General features: G+C 71.6%; 24 protein-coding genes. 10 read left to right on the forward strand and 14 right to left on the reverse strand.

From position 1 onward, the window contains the following. Window positions 1-16: 16 nt before the first annotated feature. Together O7627_RS28915 and otsB are read left to right on the forward strand one after the other, a co-directional pair. Window positions 17-385, forward strand: coding sequence for a hypothetical protein (locus tag O7627_RS28915; protein ID WP_278096614.1), 369 nt, complete (start codon window positions 17-19; stop codon window positions 383-385). A 110-nt stretch (window positions 386-495) separates the two neighbouring features. Beyond that, the gene (otsB, locus tag O7627_RS28920; RefSeq protein WP_278096615.1) at window positions 496-1,344 is read left to right on the forward strand and encodes a trehalose-phosphatase; all 849 of its coding nucleotides are present in this window, start codon (window positions 496-498) and stop codon (window positions 1,342-1,344) included. Between the two features lie 5 nt (window positions 1,345-1,349). Here the strand turns inward: otsB and O7627_RS28925 are convergent, their stop codons facing one another. Genes O7627_RS28925 through O7627_RS28940 form a run of 4 tightly spaced genes read right to left on the reverse strand, consistent with a single transcriptional unit; the run spans window position 1,350 to window position 6,110 of the window. After that, window positions 1,350-2,120, reverse strand: a complete 771-nt coding sequence (locus O7627_RS28925; protein WP_278096616.1) for an isoprenyl transferase — start codon at window positions 2,118-2,120, stop codon at window positions 1,350-1,352. A gap of 43 nt (window positions 2,121-2,163) precedes the next feature. After that, window positions 2,164-3,321, reverse strand: coding sequence for a geranylgeranyl reductase family protein (locus O7627_RS28930; RefSeq protein ID WP_278096617.1), 1,158 nt, complete (start codon window positions 3,319-3,321; stop codon window positions 2,164-2,166). Continuing rightward, entirely contained in the window at window positions 3,318-4,220 is a 903-nt protein-coding gene (locus tag O7627_RS28935; RefSeq protein ID WP_278096618.1) for a hypothetical protein, read from the reverse strand. The genes O7627_RS28930 and O7627_RS28935 overlap by 4 nt, the downstream gene beginning before the upstream one ends. Before the next feature lie 48 nt (window positions 4,221-4,268). Next, window positions 4,269-6,110 (reverse strand): phosphoenolpyruvate carboxykinase (GTP), encoded by a 1,842-nt coding sequence (locus O7627_RS28940; RefSeq protein WP_278096619.1) that lies wholly within the window; start codon window positions 6,108-6,110, stop codon window positions 4,269-4,271. A 370-nt stretch (window positions 6,111-6,480) separates the two neighbouring features. Here O7627_RS28940 and O7627_RS28945 point away from each other — a divergent pair, with 370 nt between their 5' ends. From O7627_RS28945 to O7627_RS28955, 3 genes are read left to right on the forward strand one after another with little or no spacing between them, the layout of a single operon-like run. Next, complete coding sequence (locus O7627_RS28945; protein ID WP_278096620.1) at window positions 6,481-7,020, forward strand: GtrA family protein; 540 nt, start codon at window positions 6,481-6,483, stop codon at window positions 7,018-7,020. A 60-nt stretch (window positions 7,021-7,080) separates the two neighbouring features. Beyond that, window positions 7,081-7,836, forward strand: coding sequence for a GtrA family protein (locus tag O7627_RS28950; RefSeq protein ID WP_278096621.1), 756 nt, complete (start codon window positions 7,081-7,083; stop codon window positions 7,834-7,836). Window positions 7,837-7,847: 11 nt separating this feature from the next. Continuing rightward, window positions 7,848-8,345 carry a MaoC/PaaZ C-terminal domain-containing protein gene (locus O7627_RS28955; RefSeq protein ID WP_278096622.1) on the forward strand — a complete coding sequence of 166 codons (498 nt, stop codon included), beginning with the start codon at window positions 7,848-7,850 and terminating at the stop codon, window positions 8,343-8,345. Between the two features lie 48 nt (window positions 8,346-8,393). Here the strand turns inward: O7627_RS28955 and O7627_RS28960 are convergent, their stop codons facing one another. Together O7627_RS28960 and O7627_RS28965 are read right to left on the reverse strand one after the other, a co-directional pair. Continuing rightward, window positions 8,394-8,966 (reverse strand): PH domain-containing protein, encoded by a 573-nt coding sequence (locus tag O7627_RS28960; RefSeq protein ID WP_278096623.1) that lies wholly within the window; start codon window positions 8,964-8,966, stop codon window positions 8,394-8,396. Window positions 8,967-9,041: 75 nt separating this feature from the next. Then, window positions 9,042-9,953 (reverse strand): biotin--[acetyl-CoA-carboxylase] ligase, encoded by a 912-nt coding sequence (locus O7627_RS28965; protein WP_278096624.1) that lies wholly within the window; start codon window positions 9,951-9,953, stop codon window positions 9,042-9,044. Between the two features lie 59 nt (window positions 9,954-10,012). Between O7627_RS28965 and O7627_RS28970 the strand changes: the two genes are divergently transcribed. Then, entirely contained in the window at window positions 10,013-11,605 is a 1,593-nt protein-coding gene (locus O7627_RS28970) for an acyl-CoA carboxylase subunit beta (RefSeq protein WP_278096625.1), read from the forward strand. A 5-nt stretch (window positions 11,606-11,610) separates the two neighbouring features. On the opposite strand, the gene O7627_RS28975 is transcribed toward O7627_RS28970, so the two are convergent. Then, window positions 11,611-11,871: a YciI family protein gene (locus O7627_RS28975; protein WP_278096626.1), complete on the reverse strand. Its 261-nt coding sequence runs from the start codon at window positions 11,869-11,871 to the stop codon at window positions 11,611-11,613. Window positions 11,872-11,944: 73 nt separating this feature from the next. Here O7627_RS28975 and O7627_RS28980 point away from each other — a divergent pair, with 73 nt between their 5' ends. Next, window positions 11,945-12,598: a Crp/Fnr family transcriptional regulator gene (locus O7627_RS28980; RefSeq protein WP_278096627.1), complete on the forward strand. Its 654-nt coding sequence runs from the start codon at window positions 11,945-11,947 to the stop codon at window positions 12,596-12,598. A 140-nt stretch (window positions 12,599-12,738) separates the two neighbouring features. Here the strand turns inward: O7627_RS28980 and O7627_RS28985 are convergent, their stop codons facing one another. From O7627_RS28985 to O7627_RS29000, 4 genes are all read right to left on the reverse strand, one after another. Further along, complete coding sequence (locus tag O7627_RS28985) at window positions 12,739-13,731, reverse strand: 2-dehydropantoate 2-reductase N-terminal domain-containing protein (protein ID WP_278096628.1); 993 nt, start codon at window positions 13,729-13,731, stop codon at window positions 12,739-12,741. Window positions 13,732-13,791: 60 nt separating this feature from the next. Next, complete coding sequence (locus O7627_RS28990; RefSeq protein ID WP_278096629.1) at window positions 13,792-14,313, reverse strand: SRPBCC family protein; 522 nt, start codon at window positions 14,311-14,313, stop codon at window positions 13,792-13,794. After that, complete coding sequence (locus O7627_RS28995) at window positions 14,310-14,801, reverse strand: metalloregulator ArsR/SmtB family transcription factor (RefSeq protein ID WP_347404686.1); 492 nt, start codon at window positions 14,799-14,801, stop codon at window positions 14,310-14,312. Before O7627_RS28995 ends, O7627_RS28990 begins: the two co-directional genes overlap by 4 nt. Window positions 14,802-14,878: 77 nt before the next feature. Next, entirely contained in the window at window positions 14,879-15,622 is a 744-nt protein-coding gene (locus O7627_RS29000) for a M50 family metallopeptidase (RefSeq protein ID WP_278096630.1), read from the reverse strand. A 128-nt stretch (window positions 15,623-15,750) separates the two neighbouring features. Here O7627_RS29000 and O7627_RS29005 point away from each other — a divergent pair, with 128 nt between their 5' ends. Together O7627_RS29005 and O7627_RS29010 are read left to right on the forward strand one after the other, a co-directional pair. Beyond that, a complete protein-coding gene (locus O7627_RS29005; RefSeq protein ID WP_278096631.1) occupies window positions 15,751-16,305 on the forward strand; it encodes a Uma2 family endonuclease in 555 nt (184 codons plus the stop codon). A gap of 252 nt (window positions 16,306-16,557) precedes the next feature. After that, the gene (locus O7627_RS29010; RefSeq protein ID WP_278096632.1) at window positions 16,558-16,767 is read left to right on the forward strand and encodes a hypothetical protein; all 210 of its coding nucleotides are present in this window, start codon (window positions 16,558-16,560) and stop codon (window positions 16,765-16,767) included. Window positions 16,768-16,824: 57 nt separating this feature from the next. On the opposite strand, the gene O7627_RS29015 is transcribed toward O7627_RS29010, so the two are convergent. Next, window positions 16,825-17,775 carry a TIGR03557 family F420-dependent LLM class oxidoreductase gene (locus O7627_RS29015; RefSeq protein ID WP_278096633.1) on the reverse strand — a complete coding sequence of 317 codons (951 nt, stop codon included), beginning with the start codon at window positions 17,773-17,775 and terminating at the stop codon, window positions 16,825-16,827. A gap of 62 nt (window positions 17,776-17,837) precedes the next feature. Continuing rightward, entirely contained in the window at window positions 17,838-18,083 is a 246-nt protein-coding gene (locus O7627_RS29020) for a winged helix-turn-helix domain-containing protein (RefSeq protein WP_278096634.1), read from the reverse strand. A gap of 243 nt (window positions 18,084-18,326) precedes the next feature. Between O7627_RS29020 and O7627_RS29025 the strand changes: the two genes are divergently transcribed. After that, window positions 18,327-18,572 carry a hypothetical protein gene (locus O7627_RS29025; RefSeq protein WP_278096635.1) on the forward strand — a complete coding sequence of 82 codons (246 nt, stop codon included), beginning with the start codon at window positions 18,327-18,329 and terminating at the stop codon, window positions 18,570-18,572. Window positions 18,573-18,670: 98 nt separating this feature from the next. Here O7627_RS29025 and O7627_RS29030 read toward each other — a convergent pair whose 3' ends face one another. Beyond that, entirely contained in the window at window positions 18,671-18,895 is a 225-nt protein-coding gene (locus O7627_RS29030) for a hypothetical protein (protein WP_278096636.1), read from the reverse strand. Window positions 18,896-20,250: the final 1,355 nt, after the last annotated feature.

Below are 20,250 nucleotides of genomic sequence, written 5' to 3' on the forward strand. Positions count from 1 at the left end.
AAGGAGGGTCTGCCCGATGACCCTGAAATGGATGGCGGTCGTGGTCGCGGCGGTCGCCGGGACGCTCTGCGCCACCGCGAACATCGTCGCCGGCCCGTTCTACGGCGGGACCGTCCCCGACATCGTCAACCTGGTGAGCGTCAGCGTCGCCAGCGGCGCGGTCGTGCTGGCCGTGGTCGCCGCGCTGCACGATCGGCTGGACGACCGGATGACCGCCCTCACCGAGTTCCTCATCGCCCGGCTGAACGAACTCGACGCCCGCAGTGGCGACCGCAACGCCGGGTTCGTCGAGGGCTACCTGCTCCAGCACCGTAACGACCCGGCGGTGGTGCCGATCGGCCAGCGGCTCGCCGGCCGCCGGAGCACGCTCGGCGGCGACGAATGAGGTGACCGACCGACGGCCCGCCGGCGTGACTGCCGGCGGGCCATTCACGTGAACTGAGCGTTCCGTCTCACGGCCACTGCGACGCTGATCGCCGGGGTACGCTGACGCGCGTGCGGCCGATCAACGCGGGCAGTCAGCGCCCGACTCGTCCCCTCACCGCGGAACAGGCGTGGCGGGTAACCACCGACCGGGCCGCCGAGTGCGTGCTCTTCTTCGACTTCGACGGCACCCTCGCCCCGATGAACGACGACCCGACGGCGGTGCAGCCGGCGCCGAAGGTGCTGGACGCCATAAACGCCCTCACCGGCGTGGTGCGCCGGGTGGCGATCGTCTCGGCGCGGCCGGTGGAGTTCCTGCGCGACCGGTTCGCGATCCTCACCGACGTCGACCTCTACGGCCTCTACGGCCTGGAACACAGCCACGGCTCCGGGGAGACCGTCACCGAGGAGGCCGCGCTGCCCTGGGTGCCGACCATGGGCACCCTCGCCGACCAGGCCCGGGCCGAGCTGCCCGAGGGCACCCTGGTGGAGTACAAGCGGCTTTCGGTGGCGCTGCACTACCGCACCGCGCCGCACCTGGCGCAGGTCGTGGAGGACTGGGGCCGGGCCAGCGCCGAGCGGCTCGGGTTGCGGGTGCAGGTCGGCCGGATGGTGCTGGAGCTGAAACCGCCGGTGGACCGGGACAAGGGCATGGTGATCGACGAGGCGGTCCGGTCGGCCGGCTGCGCCTGGTATTTCGGCGACGACGTCTCCGACATCAAGGCGTTCGCCGCGCTCCGCGCCCGCGAGCAGACCGACCCCGACTTCTTCGGCGTGTGTGTGGCGGTGGCCAACCCGGAGACCGGCCAGGAGGTCTCCGACGCCGCCGACCTGACCATCGAGTCGCCCGAGGCGCTCGGCGACTTCCTGACCGCCGCCGTGCACCGGCTCACCGAGCCGGCGCCCGACAGCGCCGCCTGAACCGGTCAGGCGCCGTAGCGGCGCTGTCGGTTGGCGTACGAGCGCAGGGCGCGCAGGAAGTCCACGTAGCGGAAGTCCGGCCAGTTGACCTCGCAGAAGTAGAACTCCGCCTGCGCCGACTGCCAGAGCATGAAGCCGGAGAGCCGCTGCTCGCCGCTGGTCCGGATGACCAGGTCCGGATCGGGCTGACCCCGGGTGTAGAGGTGCTCGGAGATGTGCTCGATGTCGATCGTCTCGGCCAGCTCCTCAAGCGTCCCGCCGGCCGCCGCGTGCTCCTGCATCAGGGACCGGACCGCGTCGACGATCTCCCGCCGCCCGCCGTACCCGACCGCGATGTTGACCTGGGCGCCGCCGAGCCGGTCCCGGGTGCGTTCCTCGGCCGCCTTGAGCGCGGTGGCGGTCTGGGCGGGGAGCAGGTCCAGCGCGCCGACCATCCGCAGCCGCCACGGGTTGCCCTGCTCGGCCAGCTCCACCACCAGGTCCTCGATGATCTGCAGCAGCGGGTCCAGCTCGCTGGCCGGTCGGCGCAGGTTGTCGGTGGCCAGCAGGTAGAGGGTGACGTGCCCGATGCCGGCCCGGTCGCACCAGTCGAGGACGTGCTTGATCTTGGCGGCACCGACCCGGTGGCCGTCGTTCGGGTCCACGTAGCCCATCTCGCGGGCCCACCTGCGGTTGCCGTCGCACATCACACCGACGTGCCCCGGCACCGGCTTACCGGCCAGCCGGGCCGTCAGCCGCCGCTCGTACACGGAGTAGAGGAGGTCCCGCAGAGTCATCCCCTGCAGCGTACCGATCAGCGGCCGGCGCGGAAGGGGTCGGTCACCGTTGTGGGACCGCGATTCCAGCAATAATTCTGGCGAGCGTACGGGTGTCCAGCAGTCCGTCGCCCAGCCCCAGCTCCACCAGGGTGACGAAGACCCGCCGGTCCCGCTCCGCCGCCCGCACCGCCGCCGCCACGATCCGCTGGTGTCGCCCCAGCCGCGCGGCCGCCGAACTGTGCCGCAGGTGCCCGCCGAGCCGCCGGCCCAACGCCGCCGAATACCGCGCGGCCGCACCCGCCGGCCCGGCGCCGGGCGCGCCGGACCGGTCGGCAGCCGCCGCGCCGGCGAGTGCGCCGGAGAGCACGGCGTAGAAGATCCCCTCGCCGGTGAACGGGTTGATCAACGACAGCGCGTCGCCGGCCAGCAGCACCCGGCCCCGGCCGACCGGTGGCCGGTGGGTGGAGAGCGGCAGGTGGTGCGCCCGCAGCCCGGTCACCCCGGTCGGGTCGAGCTCGGGCAGCAGGGCGCCGAGCCGCCGGATCAGGTGCGCCCGGCTGACCGGCCGCCCGCGCAGCACCTCGCCGTACCCGACGTTCGCCCGGCCGTCACCGATGGGGAACGACCATGCGTACGCCGGCCAGCCCTCGCCCGTGGTCACGATCCGCTGTTCGGGCGGGCCGGCCGGGGCGGGCGCGTACCCCCGGATCGCCAGCGCCAGGTGGCCGGGCGGGTTCGCCGGGAAGCCGAGCGCCCGGCGGACCACCGAGCCGGCCCCGTCGGCACCGATCACCACCTCGGCGGCGAGCGTGCCGTCGAGCAGCACCTCGCCGGCCCGGGGCTCGATCCGGCGGACCGGGTGCCGGCGGAACTGTGCGCCGGCGGCCACCGCCGCCACCACCAGCCCGGCGTCGAACACCGCCCGGGGCACCGTGTACGCGGGCCGCGGCAGCGGCTGCGCCACCTGCCCGCCGCCGGGGGCGACCAGGCGCAGCGCCGGTACCGGCGGGAACCCGGCGACCGGGTCGGGCACGCCGAGCCCGGCGAGCACGTCCAGCGCGTGCGCGGCGATCCCGTCCCCGCACGGCTTGTCCCGGGGGAAGTCGGCCCGGTCGAGCAGCAGCACGCTGGCGCCGGCCCGGCGGGCGGCCAGCGCCGCGGCGGCGCCCGCCGGGCCGGCGCCCACCACCGCGACGTCCCAGCGCCGCACCCCGGTCACCGGGCCGCCGCCGCTTCGCCGGCGGCCGCCCGCGGCCGGCCGGCCTCCGGACCGGCCCGGTCGAGCCGGTCGGCCCGCCACAGTCCCCAACCGGTGACCGCGGCCGCCGCGACCAGTGGCGCGCCGTCGCGGACCAGCCCGTCCACGCCCAACAGCGCCCAGCACAGCGGCAGGTCGATGCCGAGCACGACGAGGGTCACCGCGACCAGCAGCCCGCGTGCCCACCGCTTGCCCCGCAGCAGGAAGAAGGTGCAGAAGAGCACCGCGTAGCTGACCGCCACCCCGGCGACGAACCAGAACGCGACGGTCGGTGCGGCCGACAACCGGCCGTCGAGGATGGTGCCGACCGCCACCAGGCTGGGCACCAGCATCAGCGGGCTGTAGGTGAAGGCGGCCACCCGGGCGGTGAGCAGCCAGGCGGTCACCGGCGGCCGGCGCGGTGGGGCCTCCCGGAAGCTGATCCCCCGGCGGTCGACGGTCAGCTTGGCCGGGTGCCGGACCAGGACCGCCTGCACGCTGGGTGCCCGGTAGAGCAGCCAGACCACGGCGACGCAGAGGCTGGTCAGGACGGCGAAGCCGAGCACCCCGGGCAGCGGCGGCATCCCGGCGCGCGGCACCAGCAGCCGGCCCACCGCGAAGACGGTGGTGATCGCGAGGATCAGGCCGAACGGCCGGGCGCCGGCCCGGCCCCGCCGGACGTGCCAGATCAGCAGCAGGAACCCCAGCGACCGCAGCAGCGCCCAGCCGGACCGGACAGCCAGCCCGAAACCCTGCTCCGGGGCGTACCACCAGTTGAGCAGGTCGACCGCGACGGTGGTGGCGGCGGTCACGGCCAGCAGGCCGGTCAGCGCCCGGACGGCCGGCGGCCGCCGGACCGGGGTCGCGGCGGCCGTCGTCATACCGATGATGATGCCCGGCGGGCGCCAGACTGACACCCACCGAACCGGCTACCGGCCGGGTTCGGTCTCCAGCCGGGCCCGCAGCGCGTCGAGTTCGGCCCAGAGCACGGCCGGCAGCTTGTCACCGAACTTCTCGAACCACTCGGTGATCATGGGGAGCTCGTCGCGCCACTCGTCGGGATCGACCTTGAGCGCGATCCGGACCTCGTCGGCGGTCATGTCGAGGCCCTCGACGTCCAGTGCGTCCGCGGTGGGGACCATGCCGATCGGGGTCTCCACCGCGTCGGCCCGGCCCTCCAGCCGCTCGACGATCCACTTGATCACCCGGGAGTTCTCACCGAACCCCGGCCAGACGAAGTCACCCTCGGCGTCCTTGCGGAACCAGTTGACGTAGTAGACCTTCGGCAGCTTCGCCTCGTCGCCGTCAGCGCCCTTGCCGACCTCGATCCAGTGCCGGAAGTAGTCGCCCGCGTGGTAGCCGATGAACGGCAGCATCGCCATCGGGTCGCGCCGCACCACCCCGACCTCGCCGGAGGCGGCGGCGGTGGTCTCGGAGGAGAGGGTCGCTCCCAGATAGACGCCGTGCACCCAGTCCCGGGCCTCGGTCACCAGCGGGACGGTGTCGCGACGCCGGCCGCCGAAGAGGATGGCGTCGATCGGGACCCCGTCCGGGTCGTTGAACTCGTCGGCCACGATCGGGCACTGCTGCAGCGGGGTGCAGAACCGGCTGTTGGCGTGCGAGCTGAGCTCTCCGCTCTCCGGCGTCCAGTCGTTGCCCTTCCAGTCGGTCAGGTGGGCCGGCGGGTCGCCCATCCCCTCCCACCAGACGTCCCCGTCGTCGGTCAACCCGACGTTGGTGAAGATGGAGTTGCCCCGGTCCAGGGTGCGCATGGCGTTGGCGTTGGTCTTCCAGTCGGTGCCCGGGGCCACGCCGAAGAGCCCGTACTCCGGGTTCAGCGCGTAGAGCCGGCCGTCGTTGCCGAACCGCATCCAGGCGATGTCGTCGCCGATCGTCTCGACCTTCCAGCCGGGGATGGTGGGCTCCAGCATGGCCAGGTTGGTCTTGCCGCAGGCGGACGGGAACGCGCCGGCGATGTAGTGCACCTTCCCCTCGGGCGAGGTCACCTTCATGATCAGCATGTGTTCGGCCAGCCAGCCCTCGTCGCGGGCCATCACGCTGGCGATCCGCAGCGAGTAGCACTTCTTGCCGAGCAGCGAGTTGCCGCCGTAGCCGGAGCCGTAGGACCAGATCTCCCGGGTCTCCGGGAAGTGCGAGATGTACTTGGTCTGGTTGCACGGCCAGATCTCGTCGGCCTGGCCGGGCGCGAGCGGCGCGCCGAGTGAGTGCAACGCCCGTACGAAGGGCGCGGCGATGCCCATCCGGTCGAGCACCGAGGTGCCCATCCGGGTCATGATGCGCATCGATGCGACGACGTACGCACTGTCGGTGATTTCCACGCCGAACATGGGGTCTTCCGCCTCCAGCGGCCCCATACAGAACGGAATGACGTACATCGTGCGACCGCGCATTGACCCGCGGTACAGATCCGTCATTGTCCGCTTCATCTCGGCCGGGTCCATCCAGTTGTTGGTGGGCCCCGCGTCCGACTCGTCGACGGAACAGATGAATGTGCGCTCCTCGACCCGCGCCACATCGGACGGATCTGTACGCGCCCAGAACGAGTTCGGTTTCCGGTCCGGATTCAGCCGCACCAGAGTGCCGGCGTCGACCAGTTCGTCGGTGAGCCGCCGCCACTCCTCATCCGACCCGTCCACCCACACCACCTGCTCCGGGGTGGTCAGCTCGGCCACCTCCTTCACCCAGGCGAGCAGCTTGGAATGGGTGGTCGGAGCCTGATCGAGCCCACGGATGGTTGCCGGAGCGGACATGGCGTATCTCCTTTGGTCGACGCTGACCTGAGATGAGGGGTGCGCGGTATCCGGCCCGGCGGATACCGCCTCGCCGCAGGATTGCCTGGGATTGCCCTCAGCGTAAACCGATCAACCGTTCAGGACAGCCATACCGGTTGTGAAGAACTGCACAAGCTCCCGCCGCGCTGCCTTGATGCGAGTTTTTTCACGCTCCCACGAGCAACTTCGCGCACATTCTTCGGACCACGCCACTGAGTCCCCGTTCCACGACGGAAAGTGACGAAGTCGCCGTGGGCGCCCATCCGTCACCACTCGTGACGACGTAAGCAAAGGTCACGACTCGTAACGGCGGCAGGTATCGACGGCATCGAGCCGGTACGCTCGGCTGGTGTCAACCACCGTCACCGGGCAGCAGACCCCGCCCGCGGGAACCCGGCCGGGACCGATCCGTGCGCTGCTCGACCGCTTCGGCCACCTTGTCCGCGAGCTGGGCAAGTTCGGCACGGTGGGCGGCATCGCCTTCGTCGTCGACATCGCGCTGTTCAATGTCTTCATCAAGGCGCTCGGCATGGAGAGCCTCACCGCGAAGGCCATCGCCACCGCGATCGCCGCCACCATCGCGTTTCTCGGTAACAGGTTCTGGACGTGGCGTCACCGGGAACGCTCGGGGCTGGCCCGCGAGTACCTCCTCTACTTCTTCTTCAACGCGGTGGGGCTGGGCATCGGCCTGGCCTGCCTGGCGATCAGCCACTACGGGCTGGGCAGCATCTGGCCCGGTGTCTTCAAAACTCTGCTGGCCGACAACATCTCGGCGAACCTGGTGGGTACAGCCATGGGGACCACCTTCAGGTTCTGGTCCTACCGGCGGTTCGTCTTCGTCGGACCCGCGGCCCAGGACGCCCCGGAAGTGCTGACGAAGAGTCACTAGGCGCCCGCCACCCACGCCGGTCGGAGCTGCCCGACCGCCTGACTGCCCTAAGGTGATCCAATGCGTTTTGTCCGCCTGTTGCCGGAGCGCTGGCAGAAGTTCATCAACGAGGCGTTGAAGTTCGGCGTGGTCGGTGGCATCAACACGGTCATCAACTACGCGGTCTTCAACGCCCTCGCGCTGACGATCTTCGCCGACGGCCAGCTCAAGGCGGCGGTGGTGGCGACCGTCGTGGCGACGTTCACGTCGTACCTGATGAATCGGCACTGGACGTACCGGGATCGCCCCAAGTCAACCCTTCGCCGGGAATACGCCCTCTTCTTCCTCTTCAACGCCACCGGGCTCCTCATCGAGCTGGGCGTGCTGGCGCTGGCCAAGTACGGCCTCGGCTTCACCGGGCTGCTGGCCCTGAACATCGCCAAGACCGCCGGGGTGGGTCTGGCCACGGTCTTCCGGTTCTGGTCCTACCGCACCTTCGTCTTCCGCCTCGCCAAGCCCGAGCCGACGCAGGCCGACCAGCCCGAACCGGCCGACCAGCCCGAACCGGCCGACCAGGCAGCACCGGCCGACCAGGCCGCGACGCAGGCCGACGAGGCGACACCGGCCGCGGAACGGCCCGAGGGTGAGTTGCGGGTCGAGAACGGCGAGGTCGTCGTGGAGCTGGACCCGGTGGCCGAACTCGCCGGCCGGCAGCGCACCCGCGACGACCAGCGGCCCACCCTGGAGGACCAGTTCGCCGAGACCATCGACGTGGAGCTGGAGGCCGAACTCGCGGCCCAGTTGAAGGCCGCGAGCCAGCGTCCGGCGGCCCGCTGAGCAGCCCGCCGGTGCGATCCGGCACGGGCGGCCCCGTCGAACTGTTCTTCGAGGACCTGACGCCCGGCCGGTCGTTCGACCTCGGAGTCACCGTCGTGGACGGTGCCGAAATGGTGGCCTTCGCCCGCCGGTTCGACCCGCAGTGGTACCACGTCGACGACGCGCTGGCCCGACGCAGCCACCACGGCGGCCTGCTCGCCAGCGGCTTCTTCACCGTCAGCCTCTTCATGCGGGCCTACGTCGACCACGTGCTCGCGTACGCCGCCGCCGACGCCTCACCCGGCCTGGAGGAGCTGCGCTGGCTGGCCCCGGTCCGGGCCGGTGACCGGCTCGCCGTCCGGCTGGACGTGGTCGGCAGCAAGCCCTCCACCGCCCGCCCCGGGCTGGGCACGGTCACCCTGAACGGCACCATGACCCGACTCGACGCCGACGAACAGCCCGAACGCGAGGTGCTACGGACCAGGTTCCGCGGCTGGTTCACCATGCGCCCCGCTCCGGCGCCGGGCTGACCGGACCAGCGCCGGGCTGACCCGCGCCAGCTCGGTGCCGCTGGCGGCCTACGAGGGCGACTGACGCAGCGGCTTGCCGTCCTGCGTCTCCTGCAGGATGTCGCGCATCTCGCCGTCATCCAGCGACCGCTTGTCGTGGTCGGCCTCGACCAGCTCGTAGAGCATGGTCTGCACCCGCTCGACGCCGGGAATGTCGGTGAGCACCGACTGGCCGCGCTCGCCGGCCGACTCGATGGTGAGCGTGCCGCAGCCGAGCATCCGCTCGGCGAAGCTCTGGCTCATCGAATGGTCGTTGATCCGGCCGAGCGGAATGTCCCGGCGTTCCCGGGAGAAGACCCCGTGCTGCAGCAGCACCCGCTCGTTGGTGAAGAGGTAGTGGGTGGTCCGCCAGACCAGGAACGGCCAGACGGTGAAGCGCAGCAGCACCAGCCCGGCGACCGCCGCGACGACAAGCGCGCCGGCCGTGCCGGCACCGGAGCCCGACAGGAACACGAACGCCGCGACCGTCGCCGCGATGGCCAGCACCAGGATCAGCACCGGCCGGATCACCGCCTTCCAGTGCGGGTGCAGGTGCGAAACGACGTGCTCGTCCGACGTGAGCACGTCCTCGGGGAATGCCACCCCAACCTCCTCGATCACAGGAACGTTCGCGCTGACCGTAGCGGTTGGACGCTCGTGGCGGTCTCACCCGACCGGTCAGCGGACGTGCCGGACGTCCCCGGCCGAGACCCGACGCTCGCCGTCGGCGGAGCGCACCACCAACCGGCCGTCGTCGTCGACCGTGGTCGCCGTGCCGGTCAGGTCGCTGCCGTCCGGCAACGACACCCGCACCTGGCGGCCGACCGTCACACAGTGCTCCAGGTACGCCGCCCGCAGCCCGCACCCGCCGGCGTCCCCACCGGCGGCCCGCCAGCGGCCGTACCAGGTGCCGATCCCGCGCAGCAGCGCCCGCACCAGCGGGTCCCGGTCGGTCACCGGCGCACCCGCCAGCAGCAGCGAGGTGGCCGGCAGGCCGGTCGGGTTGGCCGGCAGCTCGGCCGAGCGCACCGTGACGTTCAGGCCGACCCCCAGCACGATCGCCGGCGGATCGCCCGGGTCACCGGCCGGTACCGCCTCGGCCAGGATGCCCGCACACTTCGCCTCCCCCGACGCGCCCCCGTCCGGGCGGCGCGGCCCGGCCGGCAGCAGCAGGTCGTTCGGCCACTTCAACACCGCGTCCAGCTCGGCCAGCCGGTGCACGGTCTGCACCAGCGCCACGCCGGCGAGCAGCGGCAGCCAGCCGTACCCGGAAGGTGGTGCCGGCGGCCAGCCGCGACCCGGCTCGGCCGCTCCCGGCCGGAGCAGGACGCTCGTCGCGATGCCCGCCCGCGGCGGCGACTCCCACGACCGGCCCCGCCGGCCCCGGCCGGCGGTCTGCCGCTCCGCGACCACCACCAGCCCTTCCGGCTCGCCGGCCCGGGCCGCCGCGGCCACGTCGGCGTTCGTGGAACCGGTCTCGGCGCGCAGCTCCAGCCGGGTCCACGGGCCGTCCGGGGTGAGCAGCGCCCGCCGCAGCCGCCGGACATCAAGCGGCGGGCGGTCCAGATCGGTGTACGGCGACGCCGGCATCCGGACAGCCTACGGCCCGCTGACCAGGCACGGACCCCACCATCGTTACGATCCGAGATGTGACTGGTCAGCGCAGTTCCACCGAGATCGACATCCACACCACCGCCGGCAAGCTGGCCGACCTGGAACACCGGGTCGAGGAGGCGGTGCACGCCGGCTCGGCGCGGGCGGTGGAGAAACAGCACGCGCGGGGCAAGCGGACCGCGCGGGAGCGGATCGAGATGCTGCTCGACCCGGGCTCCTTCGTCGAGCTGGACGAGCTGGCCCGGCACCGGTCCACCAACTTCGGCCTGGCGAAGACCCGGCCGTACGGCGACGGGGTGGTCACCGGCTACGGCACCGTCGACGGCCGGCAGGTCTGCGTCTTCGCCCAGGACTTCACCGTCTTCGGCGGCTCCCTCGGCGAGGTCTTCGGGCAGAAGATCGTCAAGGTGATGGAGCTGGCCATGAAGATCGGCTGCCCGGTGGTCGGCATCAACGACTCCGGCGGCGCGCGCATCCAGGAGGGCGTGGTGAGCCTTGGCCTCTACGGCGACATCTTCTTCCGCAACGTCCGCGCCTCCGGGGTGATCCCGCAGATCTCGCTGGTGATGGGGCCATGCGCCGGCGGGGCGGTCTACTCCCCCGCGGTGACCGACTTCACCGTGATGGTCGACCAGACCTCGCACATGTTCATCACCGGACCGGACGTCATCCGGACGGTGACCGGCGAGGACGTGGCGATGGAGGAGCTGGGCGGGGCACGCACCCACAACACCAAGAGCGGCAACGCGCACTACCTTGCCGCCGACGAGGACGACGCGGTCGACTACGTCAAGGCGCTGCTGGCGTACCTGCCGGCGAACAACATGGACGAGCCGCCGGCCGTCCCGGTCGAGGCCGATCTGACGGTCACCGACACCGACCGGGAGCTGGACACCCTGATCCCCGACTCGGCGAACCAGCCGTACGACATCCACCGGGTGATCGAGCACGTCCTCGACGACGGCGAGTTCCTGGAGGTGCAGCCGCTCTACGCGCAGAACATCGTGATCGGCTTCGGCCGGGTCGAGGGCCGGCCGGTCGGCGTGGTGGCGAACCAGCCGATGCACTTCGCCGGCTGCCTGGACATCGGCGCCTCGGAGAAGGCCGCCCGGTTCGTCCGCACCTGCGACGCCTTCAACATCCCGGTGCTCACCTTCGTGGACGTGCCCGGCTTCCTGCCCGGCACCGACCAGGAGTGGGACGGCATCATCCGGCGCGGCGCCAAGCTGATCTACGCGTACGCGGAGGCCACCGTCCCGAAGCTCACCGTGATCATCCGGAAGGCCTACGGCGGGGCGTACGACGTGATGGGCTCCAAGCACCTCGGCGCCGACCTGAACTTCGCCTGGCCGACCGCGCAGATCGCGGTGATGGGCGCGCAGGGCGCGGTGAACATCCTCTACCGCGCCGAGCTGGCCGCCGCCGACGATCCGGCCGCCGTGCGCGCCCAGAAGATCCAGGAGTACGAGGACACGCTCGCCAACCCGTACGTGGCAGCCGAACGCGGCTACGTCGACTCGGTGATCGCCCCGTCACAGACCCGCGCCCAGATCGTGCGCGGGCTGCGGATGCTGCGCACCAAGCGGGAGACCCTGCCACCGAAGAAGCACGGCAACATCCCGCTGTAGGGCTCCTATCGCAGGAAGGGTCGCCACTGCCGGACCTGGGCGACCCGGACGCCGGGAGTGGAGAAGTACGGGTCGGTGGCGAGCAGGTCGGAGACCGCTGCGCGGTCGGGCAGGTCGGCGATGATCAGCGCGCCGGACTCGTCGGCGTACGGACCGGCCATCGCGACCATGCCCGCACGGTGCAGTTCCGTCAACCGGGTGCGGTGAGCCGGGCGGGCATCGAGGCGTTCCGGCTCGTCGGTGAAGGCGAGTTCGATGATCCACATGACGGCACGGTAGGTCGCCGGAACCGCCGGACGCTGTATCGCCCGATAGCCGGCTTGCGGTATCACTTGACGGATGGTCTCGCTGGACGCCATCCCCGCGCTGCGGTCGCTCTCCGGGACCGCGCTGGCCACGGTCTCCCGTCAGGCGCGACCGGTCCGGCTGCCCGCCGGAGCGGTGCTGCGCCCGGCCGGTACGCGGGCCGACGGGGTCGTACTGCTGCTCGCCGGCTCGGTCGTCGCCGCACACGCCGCCTCCTCGGGCGTCGAGGTGTGGCCCGAGCGGTGGGTCGGCCCGGCGCTCGTCGACAAGGCCGCCGTGCTGGCCGGCGGCCGGTCGTCGACCGCGCTGGTGGCGACGACCGCCGTCACCGCCCGGCTGCTGCCCCGGCAGCCGTTCCTGCGCCTGCTCGCCACCGAACCATCGGTACGTCAACACGTGCTCGGCCAGCTCGCCCGGGATGTGCTCAGCGGGCAGCGCCAACTCGCCCAGGCGGTCACGCTGCCGGCGGTGGCGCGGGTCGCCGCGTGGCTGGTGGCGCAGGACGCGGCGGACCAGGTCGCCTGGCGCGGGTCCCAGGACCAGTTGGCGCGGATGCTCGGGCTGAGCCGGGTGACCGTCAACCGGTCGCTGGCGCGGCTCGCCGGTGCCGGTGTCGTCCGGTTGACCCCACGCGGCATCGTGGTCGCCGACCGGACCGGGCTCGCGTCGTTCACGTCGGACGCCTGACCCGCGGCGCCCGACCGGGGCGACACCTGACCCGCTGGTGCGGCCGGCGATGCCGCACGGCCTGGGGCACTTACCCGCCCTGGTGGGGCCGGCAACGCAGCACGCCCTATCCGTCGGTGCAGCCGGCAGCGTAGCGCGGTTTACCCGTCGGTCAGGTCCGGCAGGAGCTCGGACCGGGGGAACTCGCCGGCCGGAATCCGGTCCCGGACCGCCCGCCGGACGGCCCGCTGGACGGCTTCGTTGACCGGGGTGGGGACCCCGTGCTGCCGGCCGAGCAGGACGATCTCGCCGTTGAGGTGGTCGGTCTCGACCGAGCCGGCACCGCGGGCCAGGCTCTGCCAGGTGGAGTTGCCGGAACGCTCCCGGCCGGCGATCGGCCGATGCCGCATCCGGTCGCCCCGCTCGGCCCGGTCCTCGGCCTCGCTGGCGTACGCGATCCCGGCGGCGTCCAGCACCGCCATCCCCTCGGCCGAGATCCGCCGGGACAGCTCCGGGTCGACCGCGTCTCCGAACAGCGCCTGTGGGCCGTTGTTCAGGTTTCTGAGCAGCTTGCCGTACTTCCAGCGCAGCACGTCCACGCGGACCGGGGCGAGGAACGAGCTCGCCGCCAACTCGGCCGAGATCTTGTGCACCCGGTCGTCCGCCGGCCCCTCCGGATAGCGGCCCAGGTGCAGAATCCCGGTGTACGGGGCCGCGTTCGCCTCGATCTCGCCGGGCCGCAGGAACACCGCCGGCAGCCACACGCAGACCCCGATGACGTGGGCGAAGAAGCGCAGCGCGGCCGGCTCGTTCGAGACGCCGTTCTGGGCGGTCAGCAGCGGCAGTCGCTGCGCGGCGGTGCCGCCGCCGCGTACCGGGGTGTCGGCCCAGGTGGCCAACGCGGCGTCGGTGTCCTGCGACTTCACCGCGAGCACCAGGGCGGTGTCCGGCTCCAGGGTGAGCCCGGCCGGGTCGGCGACCGCCGGCAGCCTGGCGGTGTACTCACCGTCCGGGGCCGCCAGGGTCAGGCCGCGCTCCTGGATCGCCGCGAGGTGTGCTCCCCGGGCCACCAGCGTCACGTCGTGGCCGGCCTGGCTGAGCCGTACGCCGATCGTGCCGCCGACCGCCCCGGCCCCGATGATCACGTATCGCATCCGCCCATCCTGTCGCCTGAGCAGCCAGGACGAAAGCCGAGCCACCCGGGCGAGCGTGAATCAGCCGGCGGGGTGCTCCGCGGCGGCGTCCTTCGCCCGGGTGAGGAAGTACTCCGCCTGGGCGGGGTAGTAGTCGGCGAAGTCGGGCAGCGGCCGGTCCTCGCGGGCGGCCACCAGCATGTCGAGGTAGTACTCCCAGCCCGGCCCGGTGTGCTCGGCGATGCCGGGGTCGGTGAGGTGCTGGACGAGTTCGAGCTGGGTCCAGCCGTCCTGCTCGGTGAGCCGTACCTCCATCAGCCACTCGCCGGCCTCGTCGACGGTGGAGACGGCCAGCCGGTGCGGGGCCTCACACGCGTCGATACGCATGTCGGACCAGGGGGTGCCCTCCTCGAACCCCATCTGTACCTGGATGGTCCGACCAGGCGCCCCCTCGCCGCGCCAGGTGCCGAACCAGCGCGCGGTCCGTTCCGGCTCGACGATGCTGGCCCAGACATCGTCGGCGGGTGCCCGGAAACGCCGGGTCAGCACGAGGTCGTAGCCGTCGCTGGTGGCGGTGATCCGGCCGGTCGGGTTGGGGCTCATGCGCTCTTCTCCTGGCTCTGGGCTTCCACGGCCGACGGCCGCACGGATTCCACGGCCGGTCGCCGCGGTGATTGCGCCGCCGGCTTCGGCGGGGATTGCGCCGCTGACGGCCGCGCGGACTCGATGGCCGACCGCCGGGACGGTTCGGTGGTCGCGCGTTGGCGGTCGCGGCGGGTGCGGTGCACTTCGGTCTCCAGGGCGTCCAGGTTCGGCTCCCACCGGGTGGCCCGGTCGAGGGCGGCGATCCACCGGGCGAGCGGACGCAGCACGCTCGGCTCGATCGCGTACCGGCGGTGTCGGCCGACCACCTGGTCGGTGACGAGTCCGCTCTCCCGCAGCACCCGCAGGTGTCGGCTCACGGCCGGTCGGCTGATCGGGAACAGCGCGGCGATCTCGCCGGCCGTCAGGGGCTGCTCGGCGAGGGCCTCCAGCACGCGCCGCCGCACCGGGTCGGCGATGGCGTTCGCGGCGGCATCCATGGCCGACATGTAACCACTGCGTTACGCGTCTTGGCAAGCACCTCGTGCACTTCGGCGGCGAGATGAGCGGCTCCGGCTGGCCGGGGTCAGCCGGCGAACGGGCCCGCGCCGTTGAGCATCGGCACCGCCAGCAGCCCGAGGCCGAGGCCGAGCAGGGCGACATTGGCCAGGCCGAAGAGCCCCACCCAGAGCAGGGCCGGCAGGCCGGTGACCCCGGCGAGCTGGTCGGCGTCGGACTGCGGCATCCGCCCCCGCGACCGCAGGCTCTGCAACTCGATCACCGGCCGCACCCCGCCGATCAGCAAGAACCACACCCCGAGGTACGCGAAAGCGGCCTGCACCTCCGGCGGCGCGAACCAGGAGACGGCGAAGACCACCCCGCCGGTGACCACGATCGACACGATGCCGAAGACGTTGCGGATCATCACCAGCATCGCCATCAGCAGGGCGACCGCGATCCACAGCAGCAGGGTGATGCGGTTGCCGGCCAGCAGCCAGGCGCCACCCAGCCCGATCAGCGAGGGAGCGACGTAGCCGGCGAGCAGGGTGAAAATCATCCCGGGGCCGCTGGGTCGGCCGGCCGACAGGGTCAGCCCGGAGGTGTCCGAGTGGAGCCGAATGCCGCGCAGCTTCCGCCCGGTCAGCACGGCGGCCAACGCGTGCCCACCCTCGTGGGCAATGGTGATGGCGTTGCGGCCGATCCGCCAGGGCACCCGGGTCAGCACCACAGCCAGCGCGAGCACCCCCGTGATCAGGACGAGCAGCGGCGGCGGGTCCGGCTGGGCGCCGAAGAGGTGGTCCCACAGGTCGGTCAGCGCTTGGGTCGACACAGCCCGCGAGCCTAGCCCACCCTGTGAAAGACTCGAGGGGTACCGACTCGAGGGAAAGTGGTCAACCGCGGGGTGCGGATAACTCGAGGGGTACGGCGATGGTTCGGATGATCGGAGGTGCGGGCACGATGAGCGTGGCCCCCCTGGAGCCGCATTACGGCCCGTGGACCGAGCAGGAGTACTTTGCCCTAGGCGAGACCACTCAGCGGATTGAACTCCTCGACGGAAACCTCATCGCGAGCCCTGCCCCCAGCAAACGACACCAGACGATCTCCCGCCGGCTCGCCAACGCGATCGACGACGCCGCCGGGCCGTCCAGGCTCACGGTGTTCGAGGCGGTGAATGTCCGACTCCGGCCCGAGCGCATCAAGATCCCCGACCTGGTGGTCGCCGAGACGGACGACGAGGGAGCAGTCGTCGAGGCGGACGAGGTTCGCCTGATCTGCGAGATCGTCTCGCCGACCAGCGCCGCCCAGGACCGGCTCATCAAGATGCGGCTCTACGCGGACGCCGGCATTGGGTGGTATCTGCTCGTCGAGCAGGATGGTCGGACGCTCACCCTGCGGCTGTTCCGGCTCGACGGAGACCACTACGTCGAGCACGCGGTCGCGAAGTCCGGCGAGACCCTGCAGATCACCGAGCCGGTCCGGCTCAGCCTCAACCCCGCCACCCTGCTCAAGTAACCCAAAACGGCAGCAACATGCCATAACACCGCCGTCCGCGCTCACCCCTGCGAGGCAGCGCCCTCACGAGGTGAACGCCAGTTACCCTACCCGGCGGTTTTAGGGTAACTGGCGTTCACCTCGTGAGGTGGCGGGCGTTAGTGGCGGGAGGTTTGTTTCCGACGCCGGCCATCGGGCAACCGGATAGGAACACCAGAGCCGGGTCGTGGTGTGCACGCCCGCTCAGCCCGGCCGGTAGTGGAAGGAGTCGAGATGGCGAACGTGCAGCAGCCCGAGATGCGACGCAGTGGCGAAACGCGGCTGGTACAGGACAGCGACGGTCCGGATCCCGGCGGCCCCGGTGGTTCCCGCCGGGAGCACCGCAATGTGCCCCCGGACCAGCAGTCGCCGTACGGCCCGAACGACGGCCAGACGGAAGGTAAGTCGGCGGAACCGCGCGGACGTGCCGTCGAGGGCGACTGAACGCCACACCATTGGCGACCCGGGGCCGGGGGATATCCCCCCGGCCCCGGTGTGCGGTCAGCGAAGTTCGGGCAGGACGTGGTTGGCATACAGGTCGAAGAGGCCCTGGTAGTGGGGGCCGGTGTTGGCGACGTAGACCTCGTCGAAGCCGGCCTTGGCGTACTTGTCGATCATCTCCAGGTGCGCCTGCGGGTCGTTGCCGCAGACGAACGACTCGGCCACCATCTCCTGGGTGACCAGCTCGGATGCCTGCTCGAAGTGGCGGGGCGACGGCAGGACCTGGGACAGTTCGCCGGGGACGCCGGCGTTCGGCCAGCGTTCGTACGCCAGCCGGGCGCCCTCCTCGGCGGTGTCCGCGAAGGCCGCCTTGAATCCGGCCTGGCACGGCTTGTCGCCCCCGCCGCCGGACCGGAACCGGCTGACCAGGTCGCCGTCCGGCATGGTGCTGACGTAGCCGTCCCCGATCCGGGCCGCCAGGTCCACCGCCTTCGGGCCGAACCCGGAGACGTAGATCGCGGGCGGCTGCTCCGGCAGCGTGTAGATGCGGGCGTTCTCCACCGTGTAGTGCTTGCCGTGGTGCACGACGAAGCCGCCCTGCCAGAGCTTGCGCATCACCTCGACGGCTTCCTCAAGCATCTCCAGCCGGACGCCGGCGCTCGGCCACGCGTCGCCGAAGATGTGCTCGTTGAGCGCCTCGCCGGTGCCCACGCCGAGCACGAACCGGCCCTCGTGCAGTACGGCGCTGGTCGCCACCGCCTGGGCGACGACGGCCGGGTGGATCCGCACGGTCGGGCAGGTGACCGCAGTGGTGACCGGCAACCGGCAGACCTGGCTGAGCGCGCCGATCATCGACCAGACGAAGGCGCTCTGCCCCTGCGCGTCCACCCAGGGGTGATAGTGGTCGGAGATCCACAGCGCCTCGAACCCGGCCCGCTCGGCGCCCTTGGCCTGCTCCAACAGTTCGGCCGGAGTGTATTCCTCGGTAGACAGGAAGTACCCGATGCGCATGCTGCCCTCCCGGTGTGGCGGTATGGGTCACCCCATACCCACCGGTCAACGACCAAACACCGCTACTTCTCCTCGGTGACGAAAACCCCCACGCCGGGTACGCCCTTGACGACTCCGGTCGCCTTCAACCAGTTGACGGCGTCGCGCACGACGGTGATCGACACGCCGTGCTGCGCCTTCAACTCCGACGCGCTCGGAATCCGATCACCGGGCGCCAACTCGCCGGACGCGATCTTCGCCGTGATGTCGTCGATGAGCTTCTGGGTCTTCGAAGTAGTCAACTGACACTCCCTGGTCCGCGATCTCATTTGATCACGCGGCCAGAGCAGCCACAAGCAGGAGGAGGTAACAGGATGCAGCAAGATCTCACGCGCTGTCAGCGGTCGAGCGCGGCATGCTCTTACCCACTCCATCAAGATGCATTAGGTTGGACGATGCCGATGCTTCCTGGTCCGCAGCCGGTTGGGTCGGTGTAATCGCGCGGCGGTTCGCGCTCTCCCCCTAGCATCGTGGGCCGCCGCGCACCCCAACTCCCTTGCGGAGGGTGAACCGTGGACCGTGACCGTGCCATGGCCGCCATCGAGCGGCATCAACCCGCGACCCTGTGGCGGCTGCTGCTCGTACGCCGATGCGCCTCCTGCCGGCGCGCCTGGCCCTGCGCCTGCTACCTCGACGCCCGCTACGCCCTGGTCTCCAACGACCGGCTGGGAGTGGCGGCGCTGGTACACCGGAACAACCGCTGGTCCGCCATCGACCGCAACCCGTCCACACCGGACCCGTCGCAGAACCAGTCGTAGCGGTGGCGGGATCGGTTATCACCCCTGAACTTCGGGGTCGATAGCTGGTCCTGCCACCGCTACGTTCGGTACTGCCCTCTCGTCCCGGTGCTTGCCGGTCAGGCCCGTCGGCGAGCGGCCACCGGCAGGGACATGGGCTGGGTCGCGGCGCCACGCCGAAGTAGCAGCGCTCCGCCCACCGCGGCGACGGCCACGGTCAGGATGCTCCCGAATGCGACAACCGCCAGTACGCCGGCGCTGGCAACGATCAGGGCGACGTTGCCGAGGACGATCAGCATCCACAGCACGCTGCTGGGCTTCGTCGCACGGTGTCGGTAACTCATCCGCCGTACCTCCTTCCGTCGTGCCGTCACAGATACCCCGGCACGGGGAAGGTCATGCCTGAAAGTTCCACACCGACCCGGCGTACGCCGATCAGCCGCGCACCGGCCGGAAGTTGTCGGCGATGATCTGGAAGTTCGCCAGGTTCTCCTCCCACTCACCGGCCAGAGTGTCCCACCGGATCGCGTACGCCTGGTCGCTGGCCGTGACGAAGCCCCGGTTGCGGGTGTGCCGCCGGTTGCCGTTGTCGGAGTTGTAGGTCCACTCCCAGTCCGCGGCCTTGAGGAAGTAGTCCACCGCCCGGATCCGCCCCTCGCGCCGATATCCGGAGGAGGTGCGGCGCCGGTGGTCCTCCTTGCTCTCCCAGTCGGCCACCGGATCGTCCTCGGGGGTACGCGTCTGGGCGATCAGGAACCACCGCCGGCCGTTCGGCTCCCGGAAGTACACGTTGCCCGCATCATCCCGGTCGATGTTCCAACCTTTCGGGTGCGGCACGACGAACCCGGTCGGGTCCCGGTGCAGCTCCCAGCCGGCCGGGGCCACCGGGTCCGGCCGGCCGGTCGCCGGTGGGGGCGCGGGCTCGGTGGGGGCGGCGGTCGCCGTCGGGCTCGGCTCGCCCGTCGGTGCCGGCGGCGCCGCCGGCTCGCTGGTCGGCCCCGCCGTCGGCTCGCTCCCCGTCGTCCCACCCGGCTCGTCCCGGTCGGCCAACGGCACCACCACGACCAACGCCAGCAGGAGCAGCACGATCACCGCGCCGATCAACCAGACCCGACGGGGTACGGCGGCCAGCCTCGCCCGCCAGTCGTCGTCACCGTCGGACCGCCGGGTGCCGGGCAGCATGGCGGTGAGCAACGCGGCCCCCCGGGCCACCCCGGCCGGCCGGCCGGGCTCGCCCTCTCCCGCGACGCCCTCTCCCGCGACGCCCTGTCCCGGCGTGCCCGCGTTGCCGGTCGGCCCGGTGCCTACCGCCGGCTCCACCAGGGTCGGCGGTTCCGCACCCGCCTCGGTCGCCCCGGGGGGTGAGGAGGTGGTCCCCGGGATCGGGCCGGTCGTCGGACCGGGCACCACCACCGCCGGCACCATGGGCAGCGCCGGGACGGCAGCCGCAGCGACGTCGGTCCCGCTCGTCCGTCCGAAATCCTCCGGTTGCCCGGTCCGCCGCTCGGTGTCGGCGGCGTGTTCCTCCTCCGGCCGCTCGGCAGCCTCGGCCTCCGCAACAGCCGCGGCACCGGCATCCTGCTGGTCCGGCGTCTCCGAAACCGCCTCGGACCCGGCCGCAGACTCCTCGACCGCGTCTCGCTCAGCCGACGCCTGCTCAGCAGATTCCGGCTCGACCGGTTCCTGGTCTGTCGGTCGC

It is taken from the genome of Solwaraspora sp. WMMD1047 (genome assembly GCF_029626155.1).
Lineage (GTDB): Bacteria > Actinomycetota > Actinomycetes > Mycobacteriales > Micromonosporaceae > WMMD1047.

Coding starts and splice junctions, on each gene's coding strand:
- O7627_RS28915 (WP_278096614.1), top strand. CDS start 17: ATGACCCTGAAATGGATGGCGGTCGTGGTCGCGGCGGTCGCCGGGACG.
- O7627_RS28925 (WP_278096616.1), bottom strand. CDS start 2,120: ATGACTCTGCGGGACCTCCTCTACTCCGTGTACGAGCGGCGGCTGACG.
- O7627_RS28935 (WP_278096618.1), bottom strand. CDS start 4,220: ATGACGACGGCCGCCGCGACCCCGGTCCGGCGGCCGCCGGCCGTCCGG.
- O7627_RS28940 (WP_278096619.1), bottom strand. CDS start 6,110: ATGTCCGCTCCGGCAACCATCCGTGGGCTCGATCAGGCTCCGACCACC.
- O7627_RS28950 (WP_278096621.1), top strand. CDS start 7,081: ATGCGTTTTGTCCGCCTGTTGCCGGAGCGCTGGCAGAAGTTCATCAAC.
- O7627_RS28965 (WP_278096624.1), bottom strand. CDS start 9,953: ATGCCGGCGTCGCCGTACACCGATCTGGACCGCCCGCCGCTTGATGTC.
- O7627_RS28975 (WP_278096626.1), bottom strand. CDS start 11,871: ATGTGGATCATCGAACTCGCCTTCACCGACGAGCCGGAACGCCTCGAT.
- O7627_RS28980 (WP_278096627.1), top strand. CDS start 11,945: ATGGTCTCGCTGGACGCCATCCCCGCGCTGCGGTCGCTCTCCGGGACC.
- O7627_RS28985 (WP_278096628.1), bottom strand. CDS start 13,731: ATGCGATACGTGATCATCGGGGCCGGGGCGGTCGGCGGCACGATCGGC.
- O7627_RS28990 (WP_278096629.1), bottom strand. CDS start 14,313: ATGAGCCCCAACCCGACCGGCCGGATCACCGCCACCAGCGACGGCTAC.
- O7627_RS28995 (WP_347404686.1), bottom strand. CDS start 14,801: ATGTCGGCCATGGATGCCGCCGCGAACGCCATCGCCGACCCGGTGCGG.
- O7627_RS29005 (WP_278096631.1), top strand. CDS start 15,751: ATGAGCGTGGCCCCCCTGGAGCCGCATTACGGCCCGTGGACCGAGCAG.
- O7627_RS29010 (WP_278096632.1), top strand. CDS start 16,558: ATGGCGAACGTGCAGCAGCCCGAGATGCGACGCAGTGGCGAAACGCGG.
- O7627_RS29015 (WP_278096633.1), bottom strand. CDS start 17,775: ATGCGCATCGGGTACTTCCTGTCTACCGAGGAATACACTCCGGCCGAA.
- O7627_RS29020 (WP_278096634.1), bottom strand. CDS start 18,083: ATGAGATCGCGGACCAGGGAGTGTCAGTTGACTACTTCGAAGACCCAG.
- O7627_RS29030 (WP_278096636.1), bottom strand. CDS start 18,895: ATGAGTTACCGACACCGTGCGACGAAGCCCAGCAGCGTGCTGTGGATG.